This window comes from Afipia dichlorophenoxyacetatis, from assembly GCF_055386385.1.
The window spans coordinates 1,810,013-1,833,280 of the sequence record NZ_AP029250.1 but is presented as its reverse complement, the minus strand read 5'-3'; the positions used below and the strand labels follow the sequence as shown (position 1 = coordinate 1,833,280).

Sequence of the window (23,268 nt, the reverse complement as noted above, 5' to 3'; positions counted from 1 at the left end):
GATTGGTTCACGAGCAGACGGTTACAAACTGGACAGGTTTCAGATTCGATTTCGATGTGCTGATTCAAGGAAGCCCGGCGCAGAGGCCGGGCTTCGATTCACTCTCCAAAGAGTAGGCTCGGCGAATGACTATTCGCCGCGAGGCAGTCCACCTCAGTTGAAGCGGTAGACCAGCGAGCTGCTGATGGTCTGCACGTAGGGCTTGAACGCAACCGCATACGGGGTTGAGAGTCCGTGTACATCGAAGACGTCGACATTCTTCCGGTTGTATTCAGCCACACGGTACTCGGTTTTCATGAACCAGCCGGGCGCCGTCACGCCGAAAATGTTGAGCGAGTTTTCGACACCGCCGCCGAGAAACCAGCCATCGAAATGAGCTTTCGCGGTCGTCGCCGCAACCACTCCGCTGTAGGAAATGGCCAGATCCGCGCCTTTAAACTCTGCACGGCTGTAGCCACCATTGACGTAAGACAGCACATTTGGCGCAACAAGATAGCCCACGCGAAGGCCCGCTGCATAGTTGAGATCGTTCCTGGTCGTGCCGATAACCGCAGCAAGAGCCGGCGGTGAGATCATTCCCTGGATGTTGCCGAACTGCGCATCGGCAAAAACGCCTGCGACCCACGAACGGTTAAATTGCAGGTCGTAGCCGCCGCTCACGGTGCCGAACGCACCGTTGCCGCCGGACCGCACCGAAGCCCCAACCGGAGCCCCAGCGACCTGCAAGATATTATCCGCGGTCGACATGCCGTAGCCGCCACCAGCACCGACATAGAAACCTGTCCAGTTGGAGACCGGCGTTGCGGGAGCCTTGGTGTAAGGCGGCGCGCTCGCAGCGGCCGGAACGCCGTCCGCGTTGAAGCGATAAACCAGCGAGGTGCTGACGGTCTGAACGGTGGACTTGAAGCCAACCGAATCCCCAACGGTCACGGGCCCGCCGGACATCGGAACGTCTATACTGCCGTACCCAGCGAGGCGGTATTCGCTCTTCATGAACCACCCTGGAGCCGCGATGCCGAAGATGTTCAGCGAGTTTTCGAAACCGCCGCCGACGAACCAGCCATCACGGCTGAATCCGGGAGTCGTAAAAGACGTGCTATGCCCGAGGACGTTACCAAGGTTTGAGCTGGTGAATTCGGCGTGGCTATAGCCGGCATTGACGTAGGACAAAACGTTTGGCGCGATCAGGTAGCCAAGGCGCGCGCCGGCCGCATAATTGAGATTGTTCTTGGTGGTGCCCATGGTGTTTGGAACAACGGCATTAATGGTCCCGCTCATGTCGCCGAATTGCGCATCGGCGAAAATTCCCGCGACCCAGGAGCTGTTGAACTGCCAGTCGTAGCCGCCGCCAACGGTGCCGAAATAGCCCCGGCCGCCGTTGCGCTGGACATCCGCGGACGGTGCTCCCAGCACATAGAGTTGATCCGCTGTCCACATGCCGTAACCGGCGCCACCCGACAGGTAGAAACCCGTCCAGCTAAAAGCCGGCGCGACAGGCGCCTTGGTATAGACGCGCGCACCAAGATCAGCGGCGTGGGCCGATGTCACGATGGCCAGGGCCGTGAGCGCGGAAGAAGTTCGCAGTAAGAATGTCATAGCAAAGCACCGGCTTGAGTCTTTCCTCAAATCGATACAGTTCGCCGGCACGCGTGGCTTGGGCTGGACGCTGAGAAATTAGGACAAAACGATACTTTCGACGATTTGAAGTCCGAGTCTCTATTTCGCCACAGCCCGCAAACCGAGCGGCGGCTGGAAGTGTACTCGTTCAGCAAATCGTATCAGCGCAGAATGGATGAATGTCCGGCGCGCTCGCCCCGAGGGAGAGTTCGCGCGCCGCGGGAGCACAAAGCGCGCGATGGCTTGGGCGGTCGGCGTGGCGTCGCGCTGCAGTGCGCGCGGTCCTATAACTGAAATTGCGCGACTTTCCGCTTGGTGTATCGCGTTGCGATTGATCTACGCGTCGATGAATGCTGCAGGCGCGAAATCGTTTGCGTCGCGGTCACGCGACTGTTGCGAGGAAACGCCGCCGCTTGAGTGAGCAAATGCCTCGCGCCGCGCCGCATAAAGCAGCAGATCAATTCAACTATCTATCTTGCTAATCATAGAACCATTGATCTAGATTTTCATCCGCCGCTAACGGCATGATCCGGCGCGTGAGGCGTGACCGATACCTTCGCGCGACGAATGATCGGAGATTTTCGGATGACCATTCCTCCAGTTCCATCGCTTAGCCGCCGCATGCTTCTATCGAGCGCCGCAGGTCTCGCAACCGCCGTGCTCGCCGCCTCCGCCCTTCCTGCCCCCGCATTCGCAGATGACAAAAAGGACAATAAAATGAAGGCGACGTTCGTTCTCGTGCACGGCTCGTTTCACGGCAATTGGTGCTGGAGCAGACTGATCCCGCTGCTGGAGCGCGAAGGATACAAAGTGTTCGCGCCCAATCTACCGGCCAGCGGCGGCGATCCGGCCCCGATCGAGAATGCAGATCTTGCGAGCTATGCGACGCGGGTGGCAAGCGTGATCGACGGCATCGCGGGCCCGGTCATTCTTGTGGGCCACAGCATGGGCGGCATCGTCACGTCGCAGGTTTCAGAACAACGCTCCGACAGGCTCGCCGCCGCCATTTACATCAACGGGCTGCTGCTGCGGAACGATGAAAGCCTTGGCAGTTTCCTGGACGCGAACAAGGCGCTGAACGTGGATGACCTCGTGCTGAAGAATATGAAAGTCTCTGCGGACGGCCAGATAGCGACCTTTCCGCCGGAGAAAGCGGCCGAGGTGTTTTATAACACCTGCACACCCGCCGATGCCGACTGGGCGAAATCGCAACTCACCCCGCAACGCACGAAGGTGTACGGCGACAAGTTGCAGCTGACGCCGGAGCGCTACGGCAAGGTCAAGCGTTTCTATGTGAAAGGTTCGAAGGATCACGGTGTGTCGCCGCTGTATCAGGACGCCATGTTGAAAAACACCCCTTGCGATCAGGTGTTCACGTTGGACGGCGATCACTCGCCGTTCCTCTCCGCGCCGGACAAACTGGCGGAAATCATTCTGTCGGTGACGAAGAGCGTCGGCTGACGCCTGCTGCGCGGATGGCTCGTGCCGATTGCCGCACGCACCATCCGCATCGCACGGTAAAATTTACCGTCGCTTAACCATCCTCACAGCGCAAAGATCTGCGCTGTAACAAGTCGCGTGCCCCTTACGAAATTGCCTGAAGAGACAATTTGGGGGATCGCCCATGACCATCAGCGGCAACTATTCATCACCTGTCATCGTGAACGGCTTCAGCTGCTTGAACTGCACTGACGTCGACAACGCCCACAAATTTATCAATCCCGCCCATCCGCACGACGGGCCGGCCAAGCCCGCATCCGAACAGCACTCCGATCAGGACCAGAACAAAGTCACGTTCGATACGCACGCCGTGATCCTCGGCGGAACGCTGGCAGACCCGCGCGGCGCCGCTGTCCCATGGGACGGATCGGCGGCAGCGCCGACATCATCGTCGGATCCCAGCGCAACATCACGCGTGGATCGTTATGCGTAACGATGCGGCGTGGCGCATATCGCGGCAAAGCGAGCCTTGATATGCTGCGTGTTGGGAGCGAGATTCGCAATCAGTATCTGGCAACAGCCGGACCGCTGTTGAAATGATAGCTGATGCCGCCGCGAACCGTATTCTCGGTGATCTTATGGTCTTGAAAGCCGAACAGAGTCGAATTGTTCGTCAGCGTCCCATAGTCCGTATAGCGATACTCCAGCCGCGCCGACCAATTCGATGCAAAGCCGTATTCAACGCCTGCGCCGGCTGTCCAGCCTAGCCGGGTCGAGGACAATGTCTCGATCGGTTCACCGCTAGTGAAATAATCATGCCTGATGTTGGCCCACGCCGCACCGCCCGTCGCGTAAACAAGCCAATTGTTCGCGGTAAAGCCCAGGCGACCGCGCAGCGAGGCCTGCCAATCCGTTTTGGTATCGATGCGGTCGTCAATTACAGTACCGTCGCCGGCGACATAGTTGCCACTGCCCTTGATGTTGGCTCCTTCGATATCGCCCTCAAGACCGACAAGGTAATGTCCAGCCTGCCAATTATAACCAGCATGCAAACCGCCAACGGCCCCGGCTGGCTTGCTTGATGCATGGTAGCCATCAGGAAGACCATTCGTTGTACGTCTCTCGGTGTTGTCATCCGAGCGCCACGCGTACCCAATCTGGCCGCCGAGATAGAATCCGGACCAATCAAATACAGAGTCCACAACCGGAGCTTTGGTGTAAGCACGTTGGCCGAGATCGGCGGCGTAGGTCGACTCTATGGGCAAAACTGAGAGAAGAAGCAGCGCAGCGCGCATCACGGCTTTCATGTCGGAATCCTAGTTTCGAATAGGATGATTCCTAATGACGACGCTCCGGCGCGGCTTGGGCAAATCGGCGATTCCGATAGGACAAAACGATGTTTTTTCCGATTTCAGGCTACTGTCCCTATTCAGCCACATGCAGCCCATCGGAGACGCCGCTGTGCCGACGGCTTGAACATGCTTGGATCTATCTGCACAGACCAATGCAAAGGGCCCGCGATGGCGCAGACCCTGGCCGCGAAATACATGGACATCACGACCTGCTTAGGCAGCCCGCGAGGTCTCGTGCTTCATATTTCTGCGCAGATATGTGAGGCCGTTGACCGCGAGCCGATTGGCATCGGCTTCACCATCGGCCTGCAATTTCGCAAGATAGCCGGTGAGTTCATCACGATGCTCGTCGAGATATTGCCTCGATACGCCCTGCATCATGCCCAAGGTGTTCAGGCAGCGCTCCACAATCTCGTTCATTCGCTCCCCTTTCTCTCGTAGCAAGAGTCCCAAACTGAAGAGTGATGATGCATCGAGAAATTGGACCGTCTTATGGCAACGACAATTGAGATAAAATTGTAGGTAGCCGCCATTCACAGCCGTTTCGCGCTACGAGTTGCCGACTTGACATGGTTCTGACACACTTCGCCCCCGCGACAGCCGCCTTCACCGCGCCTCGCCCTGCTCCTTCACAAGGTGCGGACGGAAGGGAGGCATGCGGTTATGAAATGCAGTGACGGCGTCTTCGAGATCCTCGAACACCATCGCCTCACCGATCCGCTGCAGCAGCCCGGTCCGCTGCAAAATTTCCTTCGGCTCGATATGCAATTCGGCGATGCCGAGCGCCACACCGCGCTCCGCCAGGATCTTGCGCGCCTCCTCCAGCATTTCAGCGGCCGTTGAATCGATCTGCGCAATGGCGCTGGCATCCAGCACAAACCATTGCGTGTCAGCGGGAAGCCCTTCGGCGACGGCCTTGATGCGCGCCTTCACGTGATCGACATTGAAGAACAGCAGGCTCCCCTGAATGAGGAAGACCGCGAGACCGGGAATGGGCCGCGCGTCCTTCGAGCGATGCAGCTTGTAGAATCCATGCTGTCCCGGGATTTGGCCGAGCATTGCGTCGCGCGGCATCATCTCCTTCAGCAACACATAGAGCAGCGTCGCAGCAACCGCGATGACGATGCCGGCCAGCACGCCGAGGCTCACCGCACCCCACATGCCGATCAACGCGAACACGAACTCCGTGCGGTTGATGCGCCAGATCTCGCGCAGGCCGTGAAGATCGAACAGGCTGAGTGCGGCGGCGACGAGAATCGCACCAAGCGCCGGCGCCGGCAACAGCTTGAGCGCCTCGCCGAGATAAAGCAGCGATACCGTCAGCACGAGAGCCGCCGTGAGGCCTGCCACTTGGGTGCGCCCGCCAACGGAGAGATTCACCGCCGTGCGGGAGTCCGACACGGTGACAGGAAAACCACTGAACAGGGCGGAGGCAACGTTCGCGGCGCCAAAGCCGGTCAATTCACGATCGGCGTTCACCTCAAAACCTTCGCGCGCAGCAAAGCTGCGGGCCGCGACAATGCCCGAGCCGAAACTCACCAGCCACACCGCGCCTGCACCGAGCAGTAATTCCTTCAACGGCAGATCCGTGGAAAACGGCAATGAAAGCGACGGCAGACTTTCCGGCAGCGCGCCGACGACCTTGATCCCCATCCCGGGGAAATCGAACAACCAGGATGCGATGGTGGCCAACACAACGACGACCACCGGCCCCGGAATCGGCCAGCGTTTCCATGAGGCGACCCGCAGGATCGCAAACATCGTGACGCCCAGTGCCACCGACAGCCAATGAATTCCGCCCGCCTTCTTCATCAGCTCAACGAACGGCGGGATCAGGCCATCGGCTTCGATCTTCAACCCCGTAAAACGCCCGATCTGACTAACCGCGATTGAGATCGAAATGCCGCTGATGAAACCGATCAAGATCGGCTTCGACAGAAACGCGGCTATCACGCCGAGATGCAGCCTGCTGCCGATAAGGCACATCACCCCCACCGTCATCGCGAGTGCTGACGCGGCGACGACGGGATTGGCAGGCGACATGCTTGCCAGTGCCGCCGCGAGCACAGTCATGGTCGCGGCATCGGGTCCGACGACAAGCAGCCGTGACGGGCCGAACAGCGCGTATCCCACGAGAGGAAGAATGCTGGAATAGATGCCGACTTCCGGCGGCAACCCAGCAATGGCGGGATAAGCGATGGCACTCGGAATGGCGACGGCGGCAATGGCGAGGCCTGCCATCATGTCGCGGCCAAGCCACTCCTTCTTGTAGCCCTTGAGCCCCTCAACGATCGGCAATTGGAACGACACGGCGCGACCTCCTACGGGAATGCCGCCCGGCAGCCAAACGACTCTAATATCTCTGCTCGACGAACGGGATTTTGCCGAAGCTGTCCGCGTCGTCATACGCCCCGCTCTTCGACCGCCGCGGCAACTTCACACGCTCCTGCGGCGCTTTCTTGAATGGAATGGCGTCGAGGATGTGAGCGATGCAGTTCAGACGGCCTTGCCGCTTGTTGTCGGTTCGCACGATATGCCACGGCGCATTCTTGCTGTGGGTTGCACGCAGCATGTCATCGCGGGCGCGCGAATAGTCGTACCAGCGCCGGTAGGACTCGACATCCATGGGACTGAGCTTCCACTGCCGCAGGGGATCCTCGATGCGCGCCGCGAACCGCCTCTCCTGCTCCTTCATGCCGACTTCAAGCCACAGCTTGATCAGAATGGTGCCGCCGTCCGTAATGTATTTCTCGATTTCGGGACAAAGTTCGAGAAACCGCTCGGTCTGCTCCTCGGTGGCAAAGCCCATCACGCGGTCCACGCCAGCACGGTTGTACCAGCTTCGGTCGAAGATCACGACCTCGCCTTTGGCAGGGAATTGCTCGATATAGCGCTGCATGAACATCTGTGCCTTCTGCCGCTCGGTCGGCGCAGGTAGCGCAACCACCCTGAAGACACGCGGACTGAGCCGCTCCGTGATTGCCTTGATGGTGCCGCCCTTGCCAGCGGCATCTCGCCCTTCGAACACGATGACGACGCGCAGACCCTTGTACTTGATCCACGCCTGCAGGTGGCAGAGACGCACCTGCAGCTTCTTCAGCTCCTTCTCATATTCCTTTCGACTCATCTTCTCGGCGGCCTTGCCGTTGCCGCGAGCGCGTTCGGTCGTCCGTTCAAGCGTTTGGAGCTCCATGTCGGCCTCCACCGTGTTGCAGTGTCAGTGCCAGCTCAGGGTGATGCCGACTTCTCCGGGCATGCCGCCCGGATAATCGACGATCTGATAGCGAATCTTGTAGCCGCGCGGCTGCAGATGCTCGCGCCACAGCTCGTAAATCTCCTGTGGGATTCCGGTGAGCGTGGTTTCCCACCCGGGCTCAGCCTGATTGATCGCGCGTCCATTGTCGGTGCACAACTCGTGCGGGAAGCGATAGACCTCCATTTCGGTGACGCCGCGATTGACCGCACGCTCGATCACACGCGCCGCCAGAGCAATGCGCTCCTCGCGCGTGAGACCCGACGGCTTACGCAGGCGCTCGATGAGTTCGTTCTTGGCGGCATCAGCATCCTTGCCGAGGCTGGCGGCGCGCGCGGCCTTCTCGCCCTCAATATCCGCAAGACGCTTCATGACGTCCTTTGCTGTTGGAATCATGCTTTCCAGGTCGCCGGGATTCTTGATCTCTTCAGTATGTCTGCTCATGACCGCGCCCTCTCCACCGAATGAAACGCATCCACGCGCTCTCGCTCGTGCATCCACGAAAGAGTCGTTACGGATCGGACTTGGAGTGCTGATTGCGAACCGCGCCACCAGACGAATGCCGACCGCGCCAGTTCAACATCTTACGCGCGCCATCTGCTCTTTCAAGCGATGTAAATTCTATCGATTTTGATCTGACGCTTTGATCTGAAACAAAGCCAATGCGAATGAAAGCGCGACACCCGCTTCAGGATGACGCATATCCGGGACAAATAGAAAACGACAGTTGTGCTGACCTAATCGTGCGAAGCGCCGCGCGACAACCAAGATCAGTCAAAATCGCTAGGACAGATTTTGGGTTTCCCTTTAATCTCCAATGCAGAAAGCGGCAGCTTTCTATCGAAGGGATATCCGGAGGGGCTCAATGTGCGCTCTGAGACGCATCGGTTATCGGCGTGCAGCTTCTCCTCTCCAGCACGACAACGAAGAAAAATCGTCGCGACAAAATTTTCACCCAAAACCCAAAGGAGCAGCCGGCGCGCCACTGCCCTGAAAGCGCGCGCAACTTAACGACACCATGTCAGGAGCAGGATGATGTCGAAGCATTGTCGTTTTACTTTCGCAGGCGCTCTTCTCTCTGGCGCCGTACTCCTCGCAACCTCGGCTTACGCCTACGACCTCACCGGCGTGTGGGCGTCTGATGCCGATCGATGCGACAAGATCTTCAAGAAGAGCGGGAAGAAGATTTTGTTCACACAGATGGCAGACCTCTACGGTAGCGGCTTCATCGTGGATAGCGACAGCTTACGCGGCAAGGCCGCACGCTGCAGCGTGAAGTCACGGCGCGAGACGCCGGAAGCGCTGCACATCTTGGCGTCATGTTCGTCGGATATCATGCTGTCCAATGTGCAGTTCAGCATGAAGTTCATCGACAACAACAGCCTCACCCGCTTCTTTCCCGATATTCCCGGCATGGAGCTGACCTACTATCGATGCACATCGATGTGAGCGCGCGGGCGGTTTCGCCCGTCGTATGAAGTGAAAGACGACACAGTCCCGTTCTTGTGACAGGAGCGCTCCATGACCGCTTTCAACTTCGAACTCGCCTCTCCCGAGAAACTTGTCTTTTCCGGCCCTGTCGAACAGGTCGATCTGCCCGGACGCGAGGGCGATTTCGGTGTTCTTGCTGGACATAGCCCGACCATCGCATCGCTGCGCCCCGGCATTATCACAGTCGCGACCGGCAAGGGCGTTGAAAGATTTGTCGTGCTGGGCGGTATCGCGGAAGTCACGCAAGAGCAGCTCACCGTACTGGCGGACATCTGCGAACTGCTCGACGAGTTCGACATCGCGAGCTTCCGCATGCAGATCGACGAGATGGAAGACAGCCTGAAAGACATGCCGGTCGGCGACGAACTCAACCGCACCATCACGCGGCTCGATCACTTCAAAACACTGCACCAGCAGCTCCGCCTGCCCCAAGCCACGGCGTTTTAGGAACTATTCCTCGTCGCATTACGCCCGTTGCGGCTTTGCATCAGCCTGCGCGGAAATGACACATCATGTCGCAAGCGACAACTCGCATGGCGCGAGAGTCCAAGACAAAACCCTGAGTCTCCCCGATTGATAGCGTGACCAGACGCAGTGTTTGCGCGGCGAGTCTGCGCGTCAAAAAGGATTTTTTAAAATGAAACGGATTGTTGCCGCCGTTGGCCTCACCGTCGCTTCGACGACCATCGCTGCCGCCGCAGATCTCCCGGCACGGGTCTACACCAAGGCTCCCGTCGCCGCGCAGGTCTATGACTGGACCGGCTTCTACATCGGCGCCAACGCCGGGATCGGCGTGAGCCGAAATCCAAGTGCCACTGCGATCAACGTCCCGATTGGCTCTGACAATCCGTCCTCAGTCGTGGGTGGCGCCGGCGTGATCGGCGGCGGACAACTGGGATACAACTGGCAGGCCGGCAACATCGTGTGGGGCGTGGAAGCGGATCTCCAGGGATCGAGTGCGCGCGACAATCGAACCTGCACTCTCGCGTGTATCGTTGGAGAGGCGAATGCTTACGATCAACGCCTGGACTGGTTCGGCACGGTCCGCGGCCGTGTCGGCTGGGCCACGGGCGCCGTGCTCGGCTATGTCACCGGCGGTCTGGCGTATGGCGGCGTCAAAACAGACAATAATGTCCTGTTCAATCAACCGAACCCGTTTTCATGGGACCAAACCCGAACCGGATGGACGATCGGCAGCGGCGTCGAAGCCTCGCTCGGCGGCAACTGGACCGGCAAGATCGAGTATCTCTATGTCGATCTCGGGTCGCAAAGCGGCACCCTGCCCTTATCAGGTGCCTCCGGCAACGTGACATCCTCGCTCGACATCCGCGAACACATCTTTCGTGCGGGCGTGAACTATCATTTCGGCGATCAGCGAGTCGCAGCCGCTGCGCCGACCGCTGACTGGCACGGCCTCTACCTCGGCGGCAATGCCGGCGAAGCCGTCGCACTCAGCCCAAGCTCGCTGCAGGAGTCCTTCATTTTGGGCACCTTCGCTCAGGACACTTACAATCTCTCGCCGCGCGGCTTCATCGGCGGCGGCCAGGTTGGCTATAACTGGCAGGCTGGATCATTGGTCTATGGTCTGGAAACCGACCTGCAAGGCGTGGCGCAAAGCGGCGGGAGTGCCTGCCTTATCAGCTGTAGCACCAATGCATTTCTCACCGCCCCTGAACAGCGCTTGAACTGGCTAGGCACCACGCGCGGCCGCCTCGGCTACGCAACGGGTGATGCGTTGTTTTACGTCACCGGCGGTCTGGCCTACGGCAATGTGACAACGAAGGTATCCGAAATCGTTCCATTCAGCGGCGCATTGTTCGACGGCAGCTTCTCGCACACCAAGACCGGTTATGCACTGGGCGGCGGCATCGAGACCAAATTCGACCCGTTCGGCATGTTCGGACGCAACTGGTCGGCCAAGACTGAATATCTTTATGCCGATCTCGGCAGCATCACCGACAAATACACAGCGGTTGCATCGACCATTGTCATAAATCATGCGCTCACCAGCCGCGTGGAAGAGCACATTTTCCGCACCGGTCTGAATTATCACTTCGCAAGCCCATAAGGCGTGACGATGGCGGGCGGTTTTGCGATGTCATCACCGCTCGCCCCAGCTGTTGCAACTCGGCCTCGCACGTCGCGGAAAAGAACAGGATGTCGCGACAGGCTGCACGCCTTGTCGCTTCAGTCCAAGACAGAATCCCCGCTCTCGCCAATTGATATCTCAACGAGCGCATTTGTTTGCGCGCTTAACGTCGTGCACCGAATAGGAAGTTTGAAATGAAACGGATCGCTGCGGCCCTCGGCCTCATTGTTGTCTCGACGACCATCGCCTCCGCCGCCGATCTTCCCGCGCGTGTTTACACCAAGGCGCCGATCGCACAGGTTTACGATTGGACCGGCTTCTATCTCGGTGCGAATGTGGGGGTCGGTGTGGATCGCAGCCAAAGCGCGCTGTCCTTCGAGCCCACATCACCTATCGGTTCGTCATCGGTTGTCGGCGCGGCTGGTGTCGTCGGCGGAGGGCAGATCGGCACCAACTGGCAGATGCGCGACATCGTGTTCGGCTTGGAAGCCGATATTCAGGCGGCCGCGCTGCGCGACAACCGAACCTGCACCCTTGGGTGTGAAGCAGTTGTATTTAATTCCATCGATCAACGTATCGATTGGTTCGGTACGGCCCGCGGTCGGATCGGGCTCGCCACGGGTTCGGTGCTGACCTACATCACCGGCGGTCTCGCCTACGGTCACGTGAAAACAGAAAATACGCTCCACTTCCCGACCTCTCTGGTGATCTCATCGGATCAAGTCCGTACTGGATGGACATTGGGCACCGGCGTCGAGGCTGCGCTCGGCGGCAACTGGACCGGCAAGGTTGAATATCTTTATCTCGATCTGGGAACGCAGAGCGGCGGCGCCTCGCTCCCGCCCGCGACCACCATCACGTCTTCAAACGACATCCGCGAGCATATTTTCCGGGCCGGCGTAAACTACCATTTCGGCGAACCACGTGTCGTCGCCGCAGCAACGGCAGCGGACTGGGGCGGGCTCTATCTGGGCGCCAACGCCGGCGTTGCCATCGGCCTGAATCCGGCTTCGCGGGCCTACGATTTTTCCGGTATCGTACCTAACGAGACCTATAACCTATCGGCGCGCGGCTTCATCGGCGGTGCACAGATTGGCTACAATTGGCAAGCCGGTTCGCTGGTCTACGGTCTGGAGGCGGACATCCAGGGATCAGCGCAGCGCAGTGGCGACACATGCCTTCTGTTCTGCTCTGCCACCATCTCTTACAATAACGAGCAGCAACAGCTCAACTGGCTGGGCACCGTGCGCGGGCGGATCGGTTACGCAACAGGCTCTGCACTGTTCTATGCGACGGGCGGCCTCGCTTACGGCGGACTCACCACAAAGGTCATCGAGCTCTTGCCGGGTTTCACCGATGCGTATGCGAGCTCCGCGCAGACCAGGACCGGCTACACGGTGGGCGGCGGCATCGAAACGAAATTCGATCCGTTCGGCCTGTTCGGGCGCAACTGGTCGGCCAAGACCGAATATCTCTATGTCGATCTCGGCGACGCCAACCAGACGTATACCAGCACTATTGGGCAGACCCCGCTCAATCGCACCATCACAAGCCACGTTCAGGAACACATCTTCCGCACCGGTCTGAACTACCACTTCGATACGGCAAGTCGTTAAGGCGACGCAGGCGGCGGAGACGATCGCCATGTCGTCGGACCAGTTCTCTCCGATTCTGTTCTCGACGGATGACCTCGATGAACGCGAGCGCGTGCCGCAATGGCGCGAGGTGGCCGGCCGGCTATTGATGAAAATGGACATGGCGCCCGTCGGCGACGAACCGTTCCATTGTCAGGCAATTATCCACCCATTGCCCGAGCTTACGGTCGCGTCTCTCGAAACGTCGCCCAACAAGCTCACTCGCACGGGACAGCTTATTGCCGACGGCAATGATGATCTCATCCTCGCCATCCCCACGCGAGGTGGCCTGACCACGTCATCCTATGGTCAGGAGATCACGCTGCGGCCCGGCGAGGCCACGCTGATGTCGAGCGCCGAGGCGAGCGCGAGCCTGGTGCAAAGCCCATCGCGCTTCGTCAGCATTGCCCTTCCCTTCGCGAAACTCGCGCCGCTGATCCCGGACCTCGACACGGCGTTGCTCTCGGTCGTTTCCAGCAGCGTGGACGCGCTACAGTTACTTGTGACCTACACCGGGCTCCTGGACGGCAATCTCGACCTGTCATTGCCCGAACTCCGCCGCTCGATCTCAACCCACATTTTCGACCTTGTGGTGCTGGCGCTCGGCGCTACCGGCGACCATGCGGAAGTCGCACGTGAGCGCGGGATGAAGGTCGCGCGGATGCACGCTATCAAGCGCGACATTTTGCGGATGCTTGCCTCCGGCAAGCTCACCATGGAGATGATCGCTTCGCGGCACGGTATCTCGCCACGCTATCTCGGTAAGCTGTTTGAACGCGACGGCACATCCTTTTCCGAATTCGTGATGGAGCGTCGCTTGTTGCGCAGTGCGCGTATGCTGACCGACCAGCGCTACGAACACGTGACCATTTCAGGCATCGCGCACGAGAACGGTTTCGGCGACGTCTCGCACTTCAACCGAATGTTCCGCCGCCGCTTCGGTGCAACACCATCCGGCTTTCGCTTGGAGCACAGGATGGCGTCCGAGCGTTCCCCGTTATGGATACCGCGCGGCGTGCTGAAGAACTAATCGCCATAAACTTCAGTCTTCGGCGGCTTTCCGTCCGGAGATATCGTGACACGATAATTATGGATGTGACTTCTGCTCACACTTTCAAGGTTCCTTCGGCATGACTGTGTCGGATCCTCCTGTCATCCTCGTCAACGCCTATGAAGGCGCGGCGCGCGGTGATCACTACGATCAATGGCGCGAAGAAATCTGCCGCGGCTTTTTCTCGGTTGAGATCGATCCAAGTCGCGACGGCGTCATCGACATGCATGCCGAGATCGCCAATCTGCAGCCCTGCGCGATCGCCATTTCGACCGGCACCTCGGCGATCATCGGCCGCTCGGTGCAGACCAACACCGATGGCCTCGACGACTTCACCTTCGTCTGCCACACGCAAGGCGGCACGATGCATTTCAGGCATCGCGATCGCCTCATCGACATCGGCGATACCCAGATCTGTTTAGGCGATTCCGCCGAGCCTGCGGCCGCCATGCTGCGGGAATGCCGCGAATTCACCGCGCTCAAAATCAATCGCAAGGCGCTTCTCAGCATCGCGCCGCTAGCGGAGGACATGCTGTTCGATCCGATGGCGATCAACGCCGAGCTCAGCAATACCATCGGCCGCTACGCCGCGCTGGTGACGCGGACGGCACCACACATCGATGCACCAGGTCGCCTGCTTATGAGCCAGCACCTTGTCGATCTCGTCGGCCTTGCGCTCGGCGCGCGTTCCGATGAGGCAGAGCTGGCGCGCGAGCGCGGTCAGGTGCAAGCCCGCCTGGCCCTCATGAAGAGCGATGTGCTGGCCAATCTCGGCAAGCTCGACCTGAATATCAGCACCGTCGCCCGCCGCTACAATTTGAGTCCGCGTCAAGCCCAACGGCTGTTCGGCGACAACGGCGAAACATTCACCGAGTACATGACAGAGCAGCGCCTGCTGCTCGCACGGAAACTCTTGCTCAATCCGGCCCAGCGGCAGCGCAAGATTAGCGATATCGCTCACGCCGTCGGCTACGCGGACCTGTCGTATTTCAATCGTTCGTTCCGCCGCCGCTTCGGCATGACGCCGACTGACATGCGTGAAAGCGTAAAGCCGTAAGCAAAGAGGCCTAAATATAATCCCGGCGAATTCGCTTCGCCGGGATTTTTGTCGTCGTCGGAGAGCGCAGCGATCGATGCGCTGCGCTCATTGCAGCCTATCAGCCACCGAAGTGATAGTTCACACCGGCACGGACGACGTGATCGTGCAGGTCCGAATTCAGGATGGAGTATTCCGGTCCCGTCAACACAAGGCTGTTCGAGATGCTGCCGTAATCCGTATAGAGGTATTCGACCTTCGTGCTCCAGTTCGGCGCGATCATTGTTTCAATGCCACCGCCCAACGTCCATCCGTTCCGCGTCGCGTTGAACGACGCCGAGCCGGACTTGCTACTGAAGTTGGTCTGAAGATCAGTCTTGACGTCGGTCACGGCGTAGCCGCCGGTTGCGTACAGCAGCGATGAACCAGCAGCGTAGCCGATGCGGCCGCGAACGGTTGCGAACCACGACTGCCGTTCCACGATGTTGACGCTGAAAAACTTCTCGCAGCCTTGCATGCAGGCGGTGTCTCTCTGCCCGCCTCCCTGGACATCAGCTTCAACACCGGTGACGATGTGCCCTGCCTGCCAGTTGTAGCCCGCCTGCACGCCACCAACGATCCCCCCCGGGGACATGGTGAACTTTTCCGGGATAAAAAAAGCCGGATCATTGGTCTGGGTGAGCGCGCTTCGGTTCTGTCCAATGCCATAGCCGAGGTTGCCGCCGACATAGACGCCGGTCCAGGTCACGGGCGCAGCCTGCAGTGCCTGCCATGGCGTCGCGGATGCTGTGCCCGGAGCAACCGAACCGTTGAAGCGATAGTTGATCCCGGCACGGACGATATGTTCGTGCAGATCGCTCGTGGCGACCGTCGTGAACGGGATGAAACCACCGCCAGGCGCCGTAAAGATCGAGTCGCTGACATTGCCGAAATCCGCATAGAGATATTCGACCTTCGCGGTCCAGTTGCCGCCGATGGCCGTTTCGATGCCGCCGCCGGCCGTCCAACCCGAAGCGGTGTGGCGGAAGCTGGTGGTATTTGCATAACTGCCGAACCCGCCGGCCACGCCGACATCGTTCGTAATATTAGCTACTGCCCAGCCTGCGGTGGCGTATAGCAGTGAACTGCCAGTGCTGACGCCAAGACGTCCGCGTAACGTCCCGAACGACTGCAGCCGCTGATTGAAGGTGACAGCCGTCTCGGCGCTACAACTTATCAGACAGGAATCAATGTGCTGTGCGGACCACTGCCAATCGCCTTCGATGCCGAACACCATCGGTCCCGATTGCAGGTCATAGCCCGCCTGGAATCCACCCAACATGCCCGCGGGCGTCTGTGTGAAAGATTCGATTGCATCGGAATCAGAGAAGCCGACGGTACTCGGGTTGCGGCCGATGCCGTAGCCGACGTTGGCGCCCACGTAGAATCCGGTCCAGTTCGGTGCCGAGGCAATGGGTGCCTTGGACAGCAGTGGCGCCGCAACGTCGGCCGCCAGTGCGGGTCCCGCCCCGGCAAGTGAGATACAAAGTGAGCCGGCGCCAATCAAGCCAGCCCAGATATTCCGACGCATAAGACCCCCAAAATCTATCGTCTAACGAGTGAATCGTGTCGCAACCGACATTAGAGGCTCCGCATCCGGCGTCTTGGACACACGCGCCCAGCCGATTGTCGTGATACGTCATGCCCACACATGAGCCGTGCCCTGATGCAATTTCGACACATCATTCCGTGCGAAGGCTGTCGCTGAAGCCGGGATGTTTCGAAGCAAAGCGATCGCAAACCAGCATGAACTGTCGATCAAAACAAAAGTCCCGGCGAATTCGCTTCGCCGGGACTTTCGTTGATGCGAAAAGAGCGTAGCGGCTCAGCCGCCGAAGTGATAGTTGACCCCTGCACGTACGACATGGTCATGCAGATCAGAGCTCAGACTGGTGCTGATGAACGGCCCCGTCGGCACGAACCCGCTCGAGACGTTGCCGTAGTCCGTATAAAGGTATTCAAACTTCGTGCTCCAGTTTGGCGCGATCATCGTCTCGATTCCGGCTCCCGCTGTCCACCCACCCCGCGTCGCGTTAAGGGTGACAGGCGTCGTCACACCAAAGGACAATGTCTGGAAACTGGTTTTGATATTGGCCGCGGCATATCCACCCGTTGCGTATAACAACGAAGAACTGGCCGCATAACCGATCCGCCCTCGAACCGTCGCAAACCATGACTGGCTTTGCTGCGCGGTCACGCCACCATGAAGCGGGAATTCGCAACTTTGCATACAGACCGAGTCTTTCTGCCCAGTCCCCTGGAAATCAGCTTCGATGCCGGCAACAATGTGATCCGCCTGCCAGTTGTAGCCCGCCTGCACGCCGCCGATGATACCACCCGGTGACATGGTGAACGTTTCCGGGACGAGCGCAGGATCGACGGTTTGAGCGAGCTCACTTCGGTTCTCTCCAATGCCGTAGCCGATGTTGCCGCCGACGTAAGCTCCCGACCAGTTGACGGGCCGAGCCTGCAAAGCCTGCCAGGGTGTCGCCGCTGCCGCGCCTGACGCGACGGGACCATTGAAGCGATAATTGATCCCGGCACGGACAATGTGTTCGTGCAGATCACTCGTCACCTGTGTCACGTGAGCGAAAGTGGGAGAATAAAAAGCGTCGGTTACGCTGCCGAAATCCGCGTAGAGATATTCGACCTTTGCCGTCCAGTTGCCGCCGATGGCAGTTTCGATGCCGCCGCCAGCAGTCCATCCGCTCATCGTGTGATGAAAGCTTGCACGGTCGGATAGATTGTTAAAAGTATTGGTGAGATTGATATCTGTGTTGACATCAGCCCAGGCGAGGCCAGCTGTGCCGTAAAGCAATGAACTGCCTGCGCTGACACCGAGCCGTCCACGCAATGTGCCAAACGAGCGCAACCGCTGCTCGGCTATGACGGCCCCCTCGTCGGTGCAGACGAAACCACAGGTGGACGTACGTTGTGCAGACCACTGCCAATCGCCCTCGATGCCGAACACCATCGGTCCCGCCTGCAGATCATAGCCCGCCTGGAATCCTCCTAGAGCGCCAGCGGGCACCTGCATGTAGGACTCAGTAGGATTGGAAATGCCAAAAAAGCCCGGAAAGCTCGTTGTGCTCGGGTTGCGCCCAATGCCATAGCCAACGTTGGCACCGAGATAGAATCCCGTCCAATCCGGTACTGAAGCAATAGGCGCCTTAGTGAACATTGGCGGCGCGACGTCGGCGGCCAGCGCGGGTCCCGGCCCGGCAAGGGAGATGTAAAGCGAGCCGGCGCCAATCAAGCCAGCCCAGAACTTCCGACGCATGGGACCCCCAAAGTCTATCGTCTCGCGAGTGAATCGTATCGCGACCGACATTAGGGTTCCTGCGGCCGATGTCTTGGACGTACGCGTCCAGCCACTTGTTGTGATAGGTCATCCCCTCACATCAGTGGCGCATGATGCAAATTCGACACATGTCTGTGGCGATTGCGAGGGCAGCGCCCAGCGGCTAACACTTCGTCCGTGCCGGTTGCACTGGACCCATCATGTTGCAGGAATTCGGTCGCGAGATCTGGATTGCGGATGGACCTCACGTTGCGGTCGCGGGATTTCACTATCCCACCCGCATGGCCATCATCAGACTGTCAGACGGACACCTCTTCATCTGGTCGCCGATCGAGCTCACCGATAGCCTGCGCGCAGCAGTGAATGCCCTTGGCGACGTCCGGCACATCGTTGCGCCCAATTCGCTGCATCACCTGTTTCTCAACCAGTGGAAGCGCGCTTTCCCTGCAGCGAAGCTCTACGCGCCTCCAGGCCTGCGAAAGCGTCGCGCCGACATTGTCTTCGATGCCGATCTCAGTGACACGCCGAATCCGGAGTGGGCCGGGCAGATCGATCAGGTGCTGATGCACGGCAACCTGATCACCACTGAAGTGGTGTTCTTTCATCTCAACAGCGGCACCGTACTCTTCACCGATCTGCTACAGCAGCTTCCCGCCAAACTGTTCTCAGGCTGGCGGGCGATTGTCGCCAAGCTCGACCTCATGACAGGGCCCGAGCCGTCCGTGCCGCGCAAGTTTCGCCTCGCCTTCACCAACCGCCGCGCTGCGCGAGAGGCGCTGAGCCGCATTCTTTCATGGCCAGCCGAGAAAGTGCTGATGGCTCACGGCACGCCGGTCGGAAAAGATGCGCCAGCCTTCCTACGCCGTGCGTTTGGGTGGCTGATCGGCTGACGCCTTCATCCGCATCGACCTTGAGTACGCATGTGTATTTCCAGCGCGGGCCCCCATTCTGCGATTTAAGGTCGAGCTTGCCGTCACCTCATTTGAGGGAGTTGCATGATATCGCAGTTAGATATTCCGTGGTAAAGTGGACCCGAATAGCTGCCGGCAACAATTAAACTCGTTCTGAACTGATCCGTTGTCCGCGCCTCTTTAATCATCTTTGGTGCAGCGTGGCGCTCATCGCACGTGCGATGCCCTCGATGTCGCCCGCGGCAAGGAGAGCAACAATGATGATCCCCTTCTCGATGCTTGTTCTTGCTGTTGGTTCGCATCTCGCCGTTCCGGTCGCGGACGGCGTTCCAAAGTTCAACATTGAGCGGAGCTGCCAGCTCGATCGTGAGGCCGCCGAAGATACCAATCTGGCTCAGCCAATTGAGAAATGCATCGCAGATGAGAAGCAGGCAAAGCAGCAGCTCGAAACGGAATGGTCGCAGTTTCGCGCCTCCGACAAAGCTAGCTGCGTCGCGGATACCATGACTGACGACACGCCGAGCTACGTCGAGTTGCAGATCTGCCTCGATTTGGCGCGAGACGCAGAAAAGTGACAAGTTCTGCGCAGGAATGTCGCGCAAAAAATCAAGCATCCCCACTGAATTTATAATTCTCCGCAAATCCTGTACGGTGCGTGGCGCGTGTGAGATTGGGATGCATGACGACATTTCTGTTTGACGGGCCTGAACAAGCCTCAACCACCATCCTGCTCGCGCACGGTGCGGGCGCGGCGATGGATTCGGCGGCGATGACGGCGCTTGCAAAAACATTGGGAGATGCAGGCTTTCGTGTCGCCCGCTTTGAGTTCGACTACATGGCGCGACGCCGCACCTCGACGGAGCGCAAGCCGCCGCCGCGCGCGGACAAGCTGATGCCGGAATATATCGCCGCTATCGATGCGCTGGATGCAAAAGGCCACCTCATCATCGGCGGCAAATCCATGGGCGGGCGCGTCGCCAGCATGGTCGCAGATCAGCTTTACGCCTCGAAACGTATCGCAGGGCTACTGTGTCTCGGCTATCCGTTTCATCCGCCGGAGAAGCCCGAGCAATTGCGCACCGAGCATCTCGCTGGCCTCATGACGCCCGCGCTCATCGTACAGGGCACACGGGACCCGTTCGGTACCCGCGACGAGGTTGCCTCCTACAAGCTTTCCAACGCCATCGACATCCTTTGGCTTGAGGACGGCGATCACGATCTCAAGCCGCGAAAGAAAATCTCCGGCTTCTCAGCGGCCGACCATCTGAAAACACTCGGCGACGCGGTGACGTCTTGGTCGCAGAAGATCAGTGGTCCGGCCTAATGCAATATTGGCAAGCGCCCGGCACTGCTCTCGACAAGAGGCAACGTTTCGGCGAATGATCCCTGCTCTGCGAGGATCCGTGAGTAGCCAGCAATGAGCCCAACGAAAGCAAAGCGCCCGAACACCAATCGACCGCATACGGCGCTCATTCGGCGGCCAGGATTCCTTGTCCGCCGCCTCCACCAGATCTTCGTGGCGATGTATCTGCAGAACTGCGAGCGCTTCGGCACGACGCCGGCCCAATCCAGCATCATGCAGGTGCTGGATGCGCAGCCCGGCATCGATCAGGCTGCGCTCGCCGCGGAGATCGGCCTCGACCGCACCACCACGTCGAATGTGCTGTCGCGCCTGGAGACTCGTGGCATCGTGACGCGTGAGTTCGACACCAGCGATCGCCGCGCCAAGCGCACTTATCTAACCGCGCACGGAAAGTCGCTCCTCTCCGAGATGCAGCAATCGATCAACGCCGCCCATAGTCAGTTGTTGGGACCGCTGGATCGCGCTGAACGCGAGCAGTTTCTCGCCCTTCTGCTGCGGCTGGTGCAGGAGAACAACGACAAGGGCCGCTCGGCGCTCAGGGGATTCGGCTGACCGAAAATCCCGGCCCACTGCCACACGATCGCCCACCCCGGAACCGGAACCGTTCGTAGCTGATGAAAGCTTGGGCGCCGTGCGCTTTCAAAACATGCTTGCGTCGTGCGGATTTACGGCTAGGCTTTGAAAGCCGGACCAGGAAGGAACCTTTTTTGCACCGATATCGTCAGTACGCTGACGAATTTTTGCGCCCAAATCGTCAGTATACTGACGAATAGAACATTGTTTCCCGATCTGACTTCGCCAGAGGAGAACCTGCCCCATGCGAGATCCACGACTTCATTCCAGAACTGCGCGTCGTTCCTTGCGCCTGCTGGCGGGAGCGGCATTGCTGGCCGCAATCGCTCTGGCCCTGCCCCGTTCCGCGAAGGCCGAAGTGAACGAAGTCCGCCTTGCCCGCCAGTACGGCATCTCGCATCTGGCGATGGCGATCATGGATGAGCTGCAGCTTGTGCAAAAACACACCGCGAGCGCCGGCCTCGGCAACGTGAAAGTGACATGGACCCGGTTCAGTGATGGTCCCGGCATGAACGAGGCCTTGATCTCCAACAACCTGGACGTCGCCAATGGCGGCCTCACCGCCCTGATCGTGCTCTGGGACAAGAGCAAGGGTGCCTATGTCGGCCTCTCAGCGCTGAGCTCGATGCCGGCCGTGCTGATGACGCGCGACCCGAACATCAAAAGCGTGAAGGATTTCAAGGAGACCGACCGCATCGCCTTGGTGTCGCGGGTATCGATGCAGGCCATCATCCTGCGTATGTTCGCGGCCGAAGCGTTCGGAAAGGACCAGTACGCCAAGCTCGATACCCTGACAGTGCCGCTGCCTCATTCCGACGCCATGGCGGCAATGCAGTCCGGCCGAACGGAAATTACGGCGCACTTTACCGCCGCGCCCTATTACCAGCAGGAAACGGCTGCGGGTCTCAATCGCGCACTGAATTCCTACTCCGTTCTCGGAGGACCTGCGACCTACAGCGCCGCCTGGACCTCGAAGAAATTCATCGAACAAAACCCAAAGACCGCACGCGCGATTCTGGATGCGATGGATGAGGCGACCCACATCATCAAGAGTGATCCGCGACGCGCGGCCGAACTCTATATCAAGGCCGACAACTCCTCGCTGAGCCCCGAGCTGGTCGAGGCAATGATCAAGGATCCGGAAAACGTCTTCACCACGACGCCGCAGAACGTCATGAAGTTCGTGAACTTCATGGCGGAGACGGGAACGATCAAGTCGGCCGCCAAGAGCTGGAAGGATGTGTTCACGCCGCTGATCGCCGATCGCTCGGGCAGCTGACGGCGGACCGCATGTCACAACATCACGCCGTTTCGCCCGTAGCCCGGGACTTACCGAGGACCGAAGACCTGCTGAAGGTCGACAACGTCACGCTGCAGTACAAGACGCCGCAGCACCTTGTGACGGCGACTTACAAGGTCTCCTTCTCTGTCGAGAAGGGAGAGCGCTACGTTATTCTCGGACCGTCGGGCTGCGGCAAGTCGACCTTGCTCAAAGCCGTGGGCGGCTTCATGGCTCCCGTCGATGGACACATTTTCATCGATGGGCAAGAGGTCCAGGCTCCCGGGCCGGATCGCATGATGGTCTTCCAGGAATTTGAGCAGCTGATGCCATGGAAGACTGTTTTGCAGAACGTGGTCTTCCCGATGAAGGCGACGGGAAAGTTCACCAGCAAGGAAGCGCACGAGCGCGCGGTCGCCATGATCGATCGCGTCAAGCTCAGCAAGTTCCGCGATGTCTATCCGCATATGCTGTCGGGCGGCATGAAGATGCGCGTCGCGCTGGCGCGCGCCATGGCACTGGAGCCCGCAGTGCTGCTGATGGACGAACCGTTCGCGGCGCTCGATGCGCTGACGCGGCGCGAGATGCAGGAGCAGCTTCTCGAACTGTGGGAACAATCCCGCTTCACCATGCTGTTCGTCACGCATTCCATTGAAGAAGCCATCATCGTCGGCTCGCGCATCCTGGTGCTTTCACCGCACCCTGGGCGCGTACGGGCGGAGCTCGACGCGAGCCGCTATCGCTCCGGCGACGCCAGCAGTGGTGAGTTCATCTCGCTCTCGAACAAAATTCACGAGCTGCTGTTCGGGCGGAAAACCGAACCCACGCAAGGGATGTGA

At 59.4% G+C, this 23,268-nt stretch carries 22 protein-coding genes; 14 read left to right on the top strand and 8 right to left on the bottom strand.

Annotated features, from left to right (window positions below):
* Positions 1–153: 153 nt before the first annotated feature.
* Entirely contained in the window at positions 154–1,596 is a 1,443-nt protein-coding gene (locus tag ACZ5C3_RS08425; protein WP_464036823.1) for an outer membrane protein, read from the bottom strand.
* 606 nt (positions 1,597–2,202) lie between these two features.
* Between ACZ5C3_RS08425 and ACZ5C3_RS08420 the strand changes: the two genes are divergently transcribed.
* On the top strand, positions 2,203–3,078 hold the full coding sequence (locus ACZ5C3_RS08420) for an alpha/beta fold hydrolase (RefSeq protein ID WP_464036821.1): 876 nt from the start codon (positions 2,203–2,205) through the stop codon (positions 3,076–3,078).
* 163 nt (positions 3,079–3,241) lie between these two features.
* The gene (locus ACZ5C3_RS08415; RefSeq protein ID WP_464036819.1) at positions 3,242–3,550 is read left to right on the top strand and encodes a hypothetical protein; all 309 of its coding nucleotides are present in this window, start codon (positions 3,242–3,244) and stop codon (positions 3,548–3,550) included.
* A gap of 70 nt (positions 3,551–3,620) precedes the next feature.
* Here the strand turns inward: ACZ5C3_RS08415 and ACZ5C3_RS08410 are convergent, their stop codons facing one another.
* The 5 genes from ACZ5C3_RS08410 to ACZ5C3_RS08390 form a co-directional block, all read right to left on the bottom strand.
* Positions 3,621–4,364 carry an outer membrane protein gene (locus ACZ5C3_RS08410; protein ID WP_464036817.1) on the bottom strand — a complete coding sequence of 248 codons (744 nt, stop codon included), beginning with the start codon at positions 4,362–4,364 and terminating at the stop codon, positions 3,621–3,623.
* Positions 4,365–4,622: 258 nt separating this feature from the next.
* On the bottom strand, positions 4,623–4,829 hold the full coding sequence (locus tag ACZ5C3_RS08405; RefSeq protein ID WP_464036815.1) for a hypothetical protein: 207 nt from the start codon (positions 4,827–4,829) through the stop codon (positions 4,623–4,625).
* Between the two features lie 186 nt (positions 4,830–5,015).
* Positions 5,016–6,719: a SulP family inorganic anion transporter gene (locus ACZ5C3_RS08400; protein WP_464036814.1), complete on the bottom strand. Its 1,704-nt coding sequence runs from the start codon at positions 6,717–6,719 to the stop codon at positions 5,016–5,018.
* Positions 6,720–6,762: 43 nt separating this feature from the next.
* Positions 6,763–7,602 carry a polyphosphate kinase 2 gene (ppk2, locus tag ACZ5C3_RS08395; RefSeq protein ID WP_464036812.1) on the bottom strand — a complete coding sequence of 280 codons (840 nt, stop codon included), beginning with the start codon at positions 7,600–7,602 and terminating at the stop codon, positions 6,763–6,765.
* A 24-nt stretch (positions 7,603–7,626) separates the two neighbouring features.
* Positions 7,627–8,106 (bottom strand): hypothetical protein, encoded by a 480-nt coding sequence (locus ACZ5C3_RS08390; RefSeq protein WP_464036810.1) that lies wholly within the window; start codon positions 8,104–8,106, stop codon positions 7,627–7,629.
* Positions 8,107–8,697: 591 nt separating this feature from the next.
* On the opposite strand from ACZ5C3_RS08390, the gene ACZ5C3_RS08385 reads away from it, so the two are divergent.
* The 6 genes from ACZ5C3_RS08385 to ACZ5C3_RS08360 all read left to right on the top strand — a co-directional run bounded on the left by ACZ5C3_RS08385 (position 8,698) and on the right by ACZ5C3_RS08360 (position 14,984).
* Positions 8,698–9,111, top strand: coding sequence for a hypothetical protein (locus tag ACZ5C3_RS08385; RefSeq protein ID WP_464036808.1), 414 nt, complete (start codon positions 8,698–8,700; stop codon positions 9,109–9,111).
* A gap of 72 nt (positions 9,112–9,183) precedes the next feature.
* Positions 9,184–9,600 carry a F0F1 ATP synthase subunit epsilon gene (locus tag ACZ5C3_RS08380; protein WP_464036806.1) on the top strand — a complete coding sequence of 139 codons (417 nt, stop codon included), beginning with the start codon at positions 9,184–9,186 and terminating at the stop codon, positions 9,598–9,600.
* A gap of 190 nt (positions 9,601–9,790) precedes the next feature.
* Entirely contained in the window at positions 9,791–11,221 is a 1,431-nt protein-coding gene (locus ACZ5C3_RS08375) for an outer membrane protein (protein WP_464036804.1), read from the top strand.
* A 215-nt stretch (positions 11,222–11,436) separates the two neighbouring features.
* Complete coding sequence (locus ACZ5C3_RS08370; RefSeq protein WP_464036802.1) at positions 11,437–12,858, top strand: outer membrane protein; 1,422 nt, start codon at positions 11,437–11,439, stop codon at positions 12,856–12,858.
* A 28-nt stretch (positions 12,859–12,886) separates the two neighbouring features.
* Positions 12,887–13,906, top strand: a complete 1,020-nt coding sequence (locus ACZ5C3_RS08365) for a helix-turn-helix domain-containing protein (protein WP_464036800.1) — start codon at positions 12,887–12,889, stop codon at positions 13,904–13,906.
* A gap of 100 nt (positions 13,907–14,006) precedes the next feature.
* On the top strand, positions 14,007–14,984 hold the full coding sequence (locus ACZ5C3_RS08360) for a helix-turn-helix transcriptional regulator (RefSeq protein WP_464036798.1): 978 nt from the start codon (positions 14,007–14,009) through the stop codon (positions 14,982–14,984).
* Between the two features lie 100 nt (positions 14,985–15,084).
* Here the strand turns inward: ACZ5C3_RS08360 and ACZ5C3_RS08355 are convergent, their stop codons facing one another.
* Both ACZ5C3_RS08355 and ACZ5C3_RS08350 read right to left on the bottom strand, forming a co-directional pair.
* Positions 15,085–16,533 carry an outer membrane protein gene (locus ACZ5C3_RS08355; protein ID WP_464044643.1) on the bottom strand — a complete coding sequence of 483 codons (1,449 nt, stop codon included), beginning with the start codon at positions 16,531–16,533 and terminating at the stop codon, positions 15,085–15,087.
* A gap of 294 nt (positions 16,534–16,827) precedes the next feature.
* On the bottom strand, positions 16,828–18,282 hold the full coding sequence (locus ACZ5C3_RS08350; RefSeq protein ID WP_464036794.1) for an outer membrane protein: 1,455 nt from the start codon (positions 18,280–18,282) through the stop codon (positions 16,828–16,830).
* 221 nt (positions 18,283–18,503) lie between these two features.
* Here ACZ5C3_RS08350 and ACZ5C3_RS08345 point away from each other — a divergent pair, with 221 nt between their 5' ends.
* The 6 genes from ACZ5C3_RS08345 (at position 18,504) to ACZ5C3_RS08320 (ending at position 23,268) form a co-directional block, all read left to right on the top strand.
* Positions 18,504–19,193, top strand: coding sequence for a DUF4336 domain-containing protein (locus ACZ5C3_RS08345; RefSeq protein WP_464036792.1), 690 nt, complete (start codon positions 18,504–18,506; stop codon positions 19,191–19,193).
* A 278-nt stretch (positions 19,194–19,471) separates the two neighbouring features.
* Positions 19,472–19,789: a hypothetical protein gene (locus ACZ5C3_RS08340; protein WP_464036790.1), complete on the top strand. Its 318-nt coding sequence runs from the start codon at positions 19,472–19,474 to the stop codon at positions 19,787–19,789.
* Positions 19,790–19,893: 104 nt separating this feature from the next.
* A complete protein-coding gene (locus ACZ5C3_RS08335; RefSeq protein ID WP_464036788.1) occupies positions 19,894–20,538 on the top strand; it encodes an alpha/beta hydrolase family protein in 645 nt (214 codons plus the stop codon).
* A 93-nt stretch (positions 20,539–20,631) separates the two neighbouring features.
* Complete coding sequence (locus ACZ5C3_RS08330; protein WP_464036786.1) at positions 20,632–21,129, top strand: MarR family winged helix-turn-helix transcriptional regulator; 498 nt, start codon at positions 20,632–20,634, stop codon at positions 21,127–21,129.
* A gap of 265 nt (positions 21,130–21,394) precedes the next feature.
* Entirely contained in the window at positions 21,395–22,429 is a 1,035-nt protein-coding gene (locus ACZ5C3_RS08325; RefSeq protein ID WP_464036784.1) for an ABC transporter substrate-binding protein, read from the top strand.
* Positions 22,430–22,440: 11 nt separating this feature from the next.
* The gene (locus ACZ5C3_RS08320; RefSeq protein ID WP_464036783.1) at positions 22,441–23,268 is read left to right on the top strand and encodes an ABC transporter ATP-binding protein; all 828 of its coding nucleotides are present in this window, start codon (positions 22,441–22,443) and stop codon (positions 23,266–23,268) included.

Excerpts from the sequence above, each read along its gene's own strand:
- ACZ5C3_RS08425 (WP_464036823.1), bottom strand. The coding sequence starts at position 1,596 with ATGACATTCTTACTGCGAACTTCTTCCGCGCTCACGGCCCTGGCCATC.
- ACZ5C3_RS08410 (WP_464036817.1), bottom strand. The coding sequence starts at position 4,364 with ATGAAAGCCGTGATGCGCGCTGCGCTGCTTCTTCTCTCAGTTTTGCCC.
- ACZ5C3_RS08350 (WP_464036794.1), bottom strand. The coding sequence starts at position 18,282 with ATGCGTCGGAAGTTCTGGGCTGGCTTGATTGGCGCCGGCTCGCTTTAC.
- ACZ5C3_RS08380 (WP_464036806.1), top strand. The coding sequence starts at position 9,184 with ATGACCGCTTTCAACTTCGAACTCGCCTCTCCCGAGAAACTTGTCTTT.
- ACZ5C3_RS08370 (WP_464036802.1), top strand. The coding sequence starts at position 11,437 with ATGAAACGGATCGCTGCGGCCCTCGGCCTCATTGTTGTCTCGACGACC.
- ACZ5C3_RS08355 (WP_464044643.1), bottom strand. The coding sequence starts at position 16,533 with ATGCGTCGGAATATCTGGGCTGGCTTGATTGGCGCCGGCTCACTTTGT.
- ACZ5C3_RS08415 (WP_464036819.1), top strand. The coding sequence starts at position 3,242 with ATGACCATCAGCGGCAACTATTCATCACCTGTCATCGTGAACGGCTTC.
- ACZ5C3_RS08365 (WP_464036800.1), top strand. The coding sequence starts at position 12,887 with ATGTCGTCGGACCAGTTCTCTCCGATTCTGTTCTCGACGGATGACCTC.
- ACZ5C3_RS08420 (WP_464036821.1), top strand. The coding sequence starts at position 2,203 with ATGACCATTCCTCCAGTTCCATCGCTTAGCCGCCGCATGCTTCTATCG.
- ACZ5C3_RS08360 (WP_464036798.1), top strand. The coding sequence starts at position 14,007 with ATGACTGTGTCGGATCCTCCTGTCATCCTCGTCAACGCCTATGAAGGC.
- ACZ5C3_RS08405 (WP_464036815.1), bottom strand. The coding sequence starts at position 4,829 with ATGAACGAGATTGTGGAGCGCTGCCTGAACACCTTGGGCATGATGCAG.
- ACZ5C3_RS08320 (WP_464036783.1), top strand. The coding sequence starts at position 22,441 with ATGTCACAACATCACGCCGTTTCGCCCGTAGCCCGGGACTTACCGAGG.
- ACZ5C3_RS08340 (WP_464036790.1), top strand. The coding sequence starts at position 19,472 with ATGATGATCCCCTTCTCGATGCTTGTTCTTGCTGTTGGTTCGCATCTC.
- ACZ5C3_RS08375 (WP_464036804.1), top strand. The coding sequence starts at position 9,791 with ATGAAACGGATTGTTGCCGCCGTTGGCCTCACCGTCGCTTCGACGACC.
- ACZ5C3_RS08330 (WP_464036786.1), top strand. The coding sequence starts at position 20,632 with ATGAGCCCAACGAAAGCAAAGCGCCCGAACACCAATCGACCGCATACG.
- ACZ5C3_RS08325 (WP_464036784.1), top strand. The coding sequence starts at position 21,395 with ATGCGAGATCCACGACTTCATTCCAGAACTGCGCGTCGTTCCTTGCGC.
- ACZ5C3_RS08385 (WP_464036808.1), top strand. The coding sequence starts at position 8,698 with ATGTCGAAGCATTGTCGTTTTACTTTCGCAGGCGCTCTTCTCTCTGGC.
- ACZ5C3_RS08390 (WP_464036810.1), bottom strand. The coding sequence starts at position 8,106 with ATGAGCAGACATACTGAAGAGATCAAGAATCCCGGCGACCTGGAAAGC.
- ACZ5C3_RS08345 (WP_464036792.1), top strand. The coding sequence starts at position 18,504 with ATGTTGCAGGAATTCGGTCGCGAGATCTGGATTGCGGATGGACCTCAC.
- ACZ5C3_RS08335 (WP_464036788.1), top strand. The coding sequence starts at position 19,894 with ATGACGACATTTCTGTTTGACGGGCCTGAACAAGCCTCAACCACCATC.
- ppk2 (WP_464036812.1), bottom strand. The coding sequence starts at position 7,602 with ATGGAGCTCCAAACGCTTGAACGGACGACCGAACGCGCTCGCGGCAAC.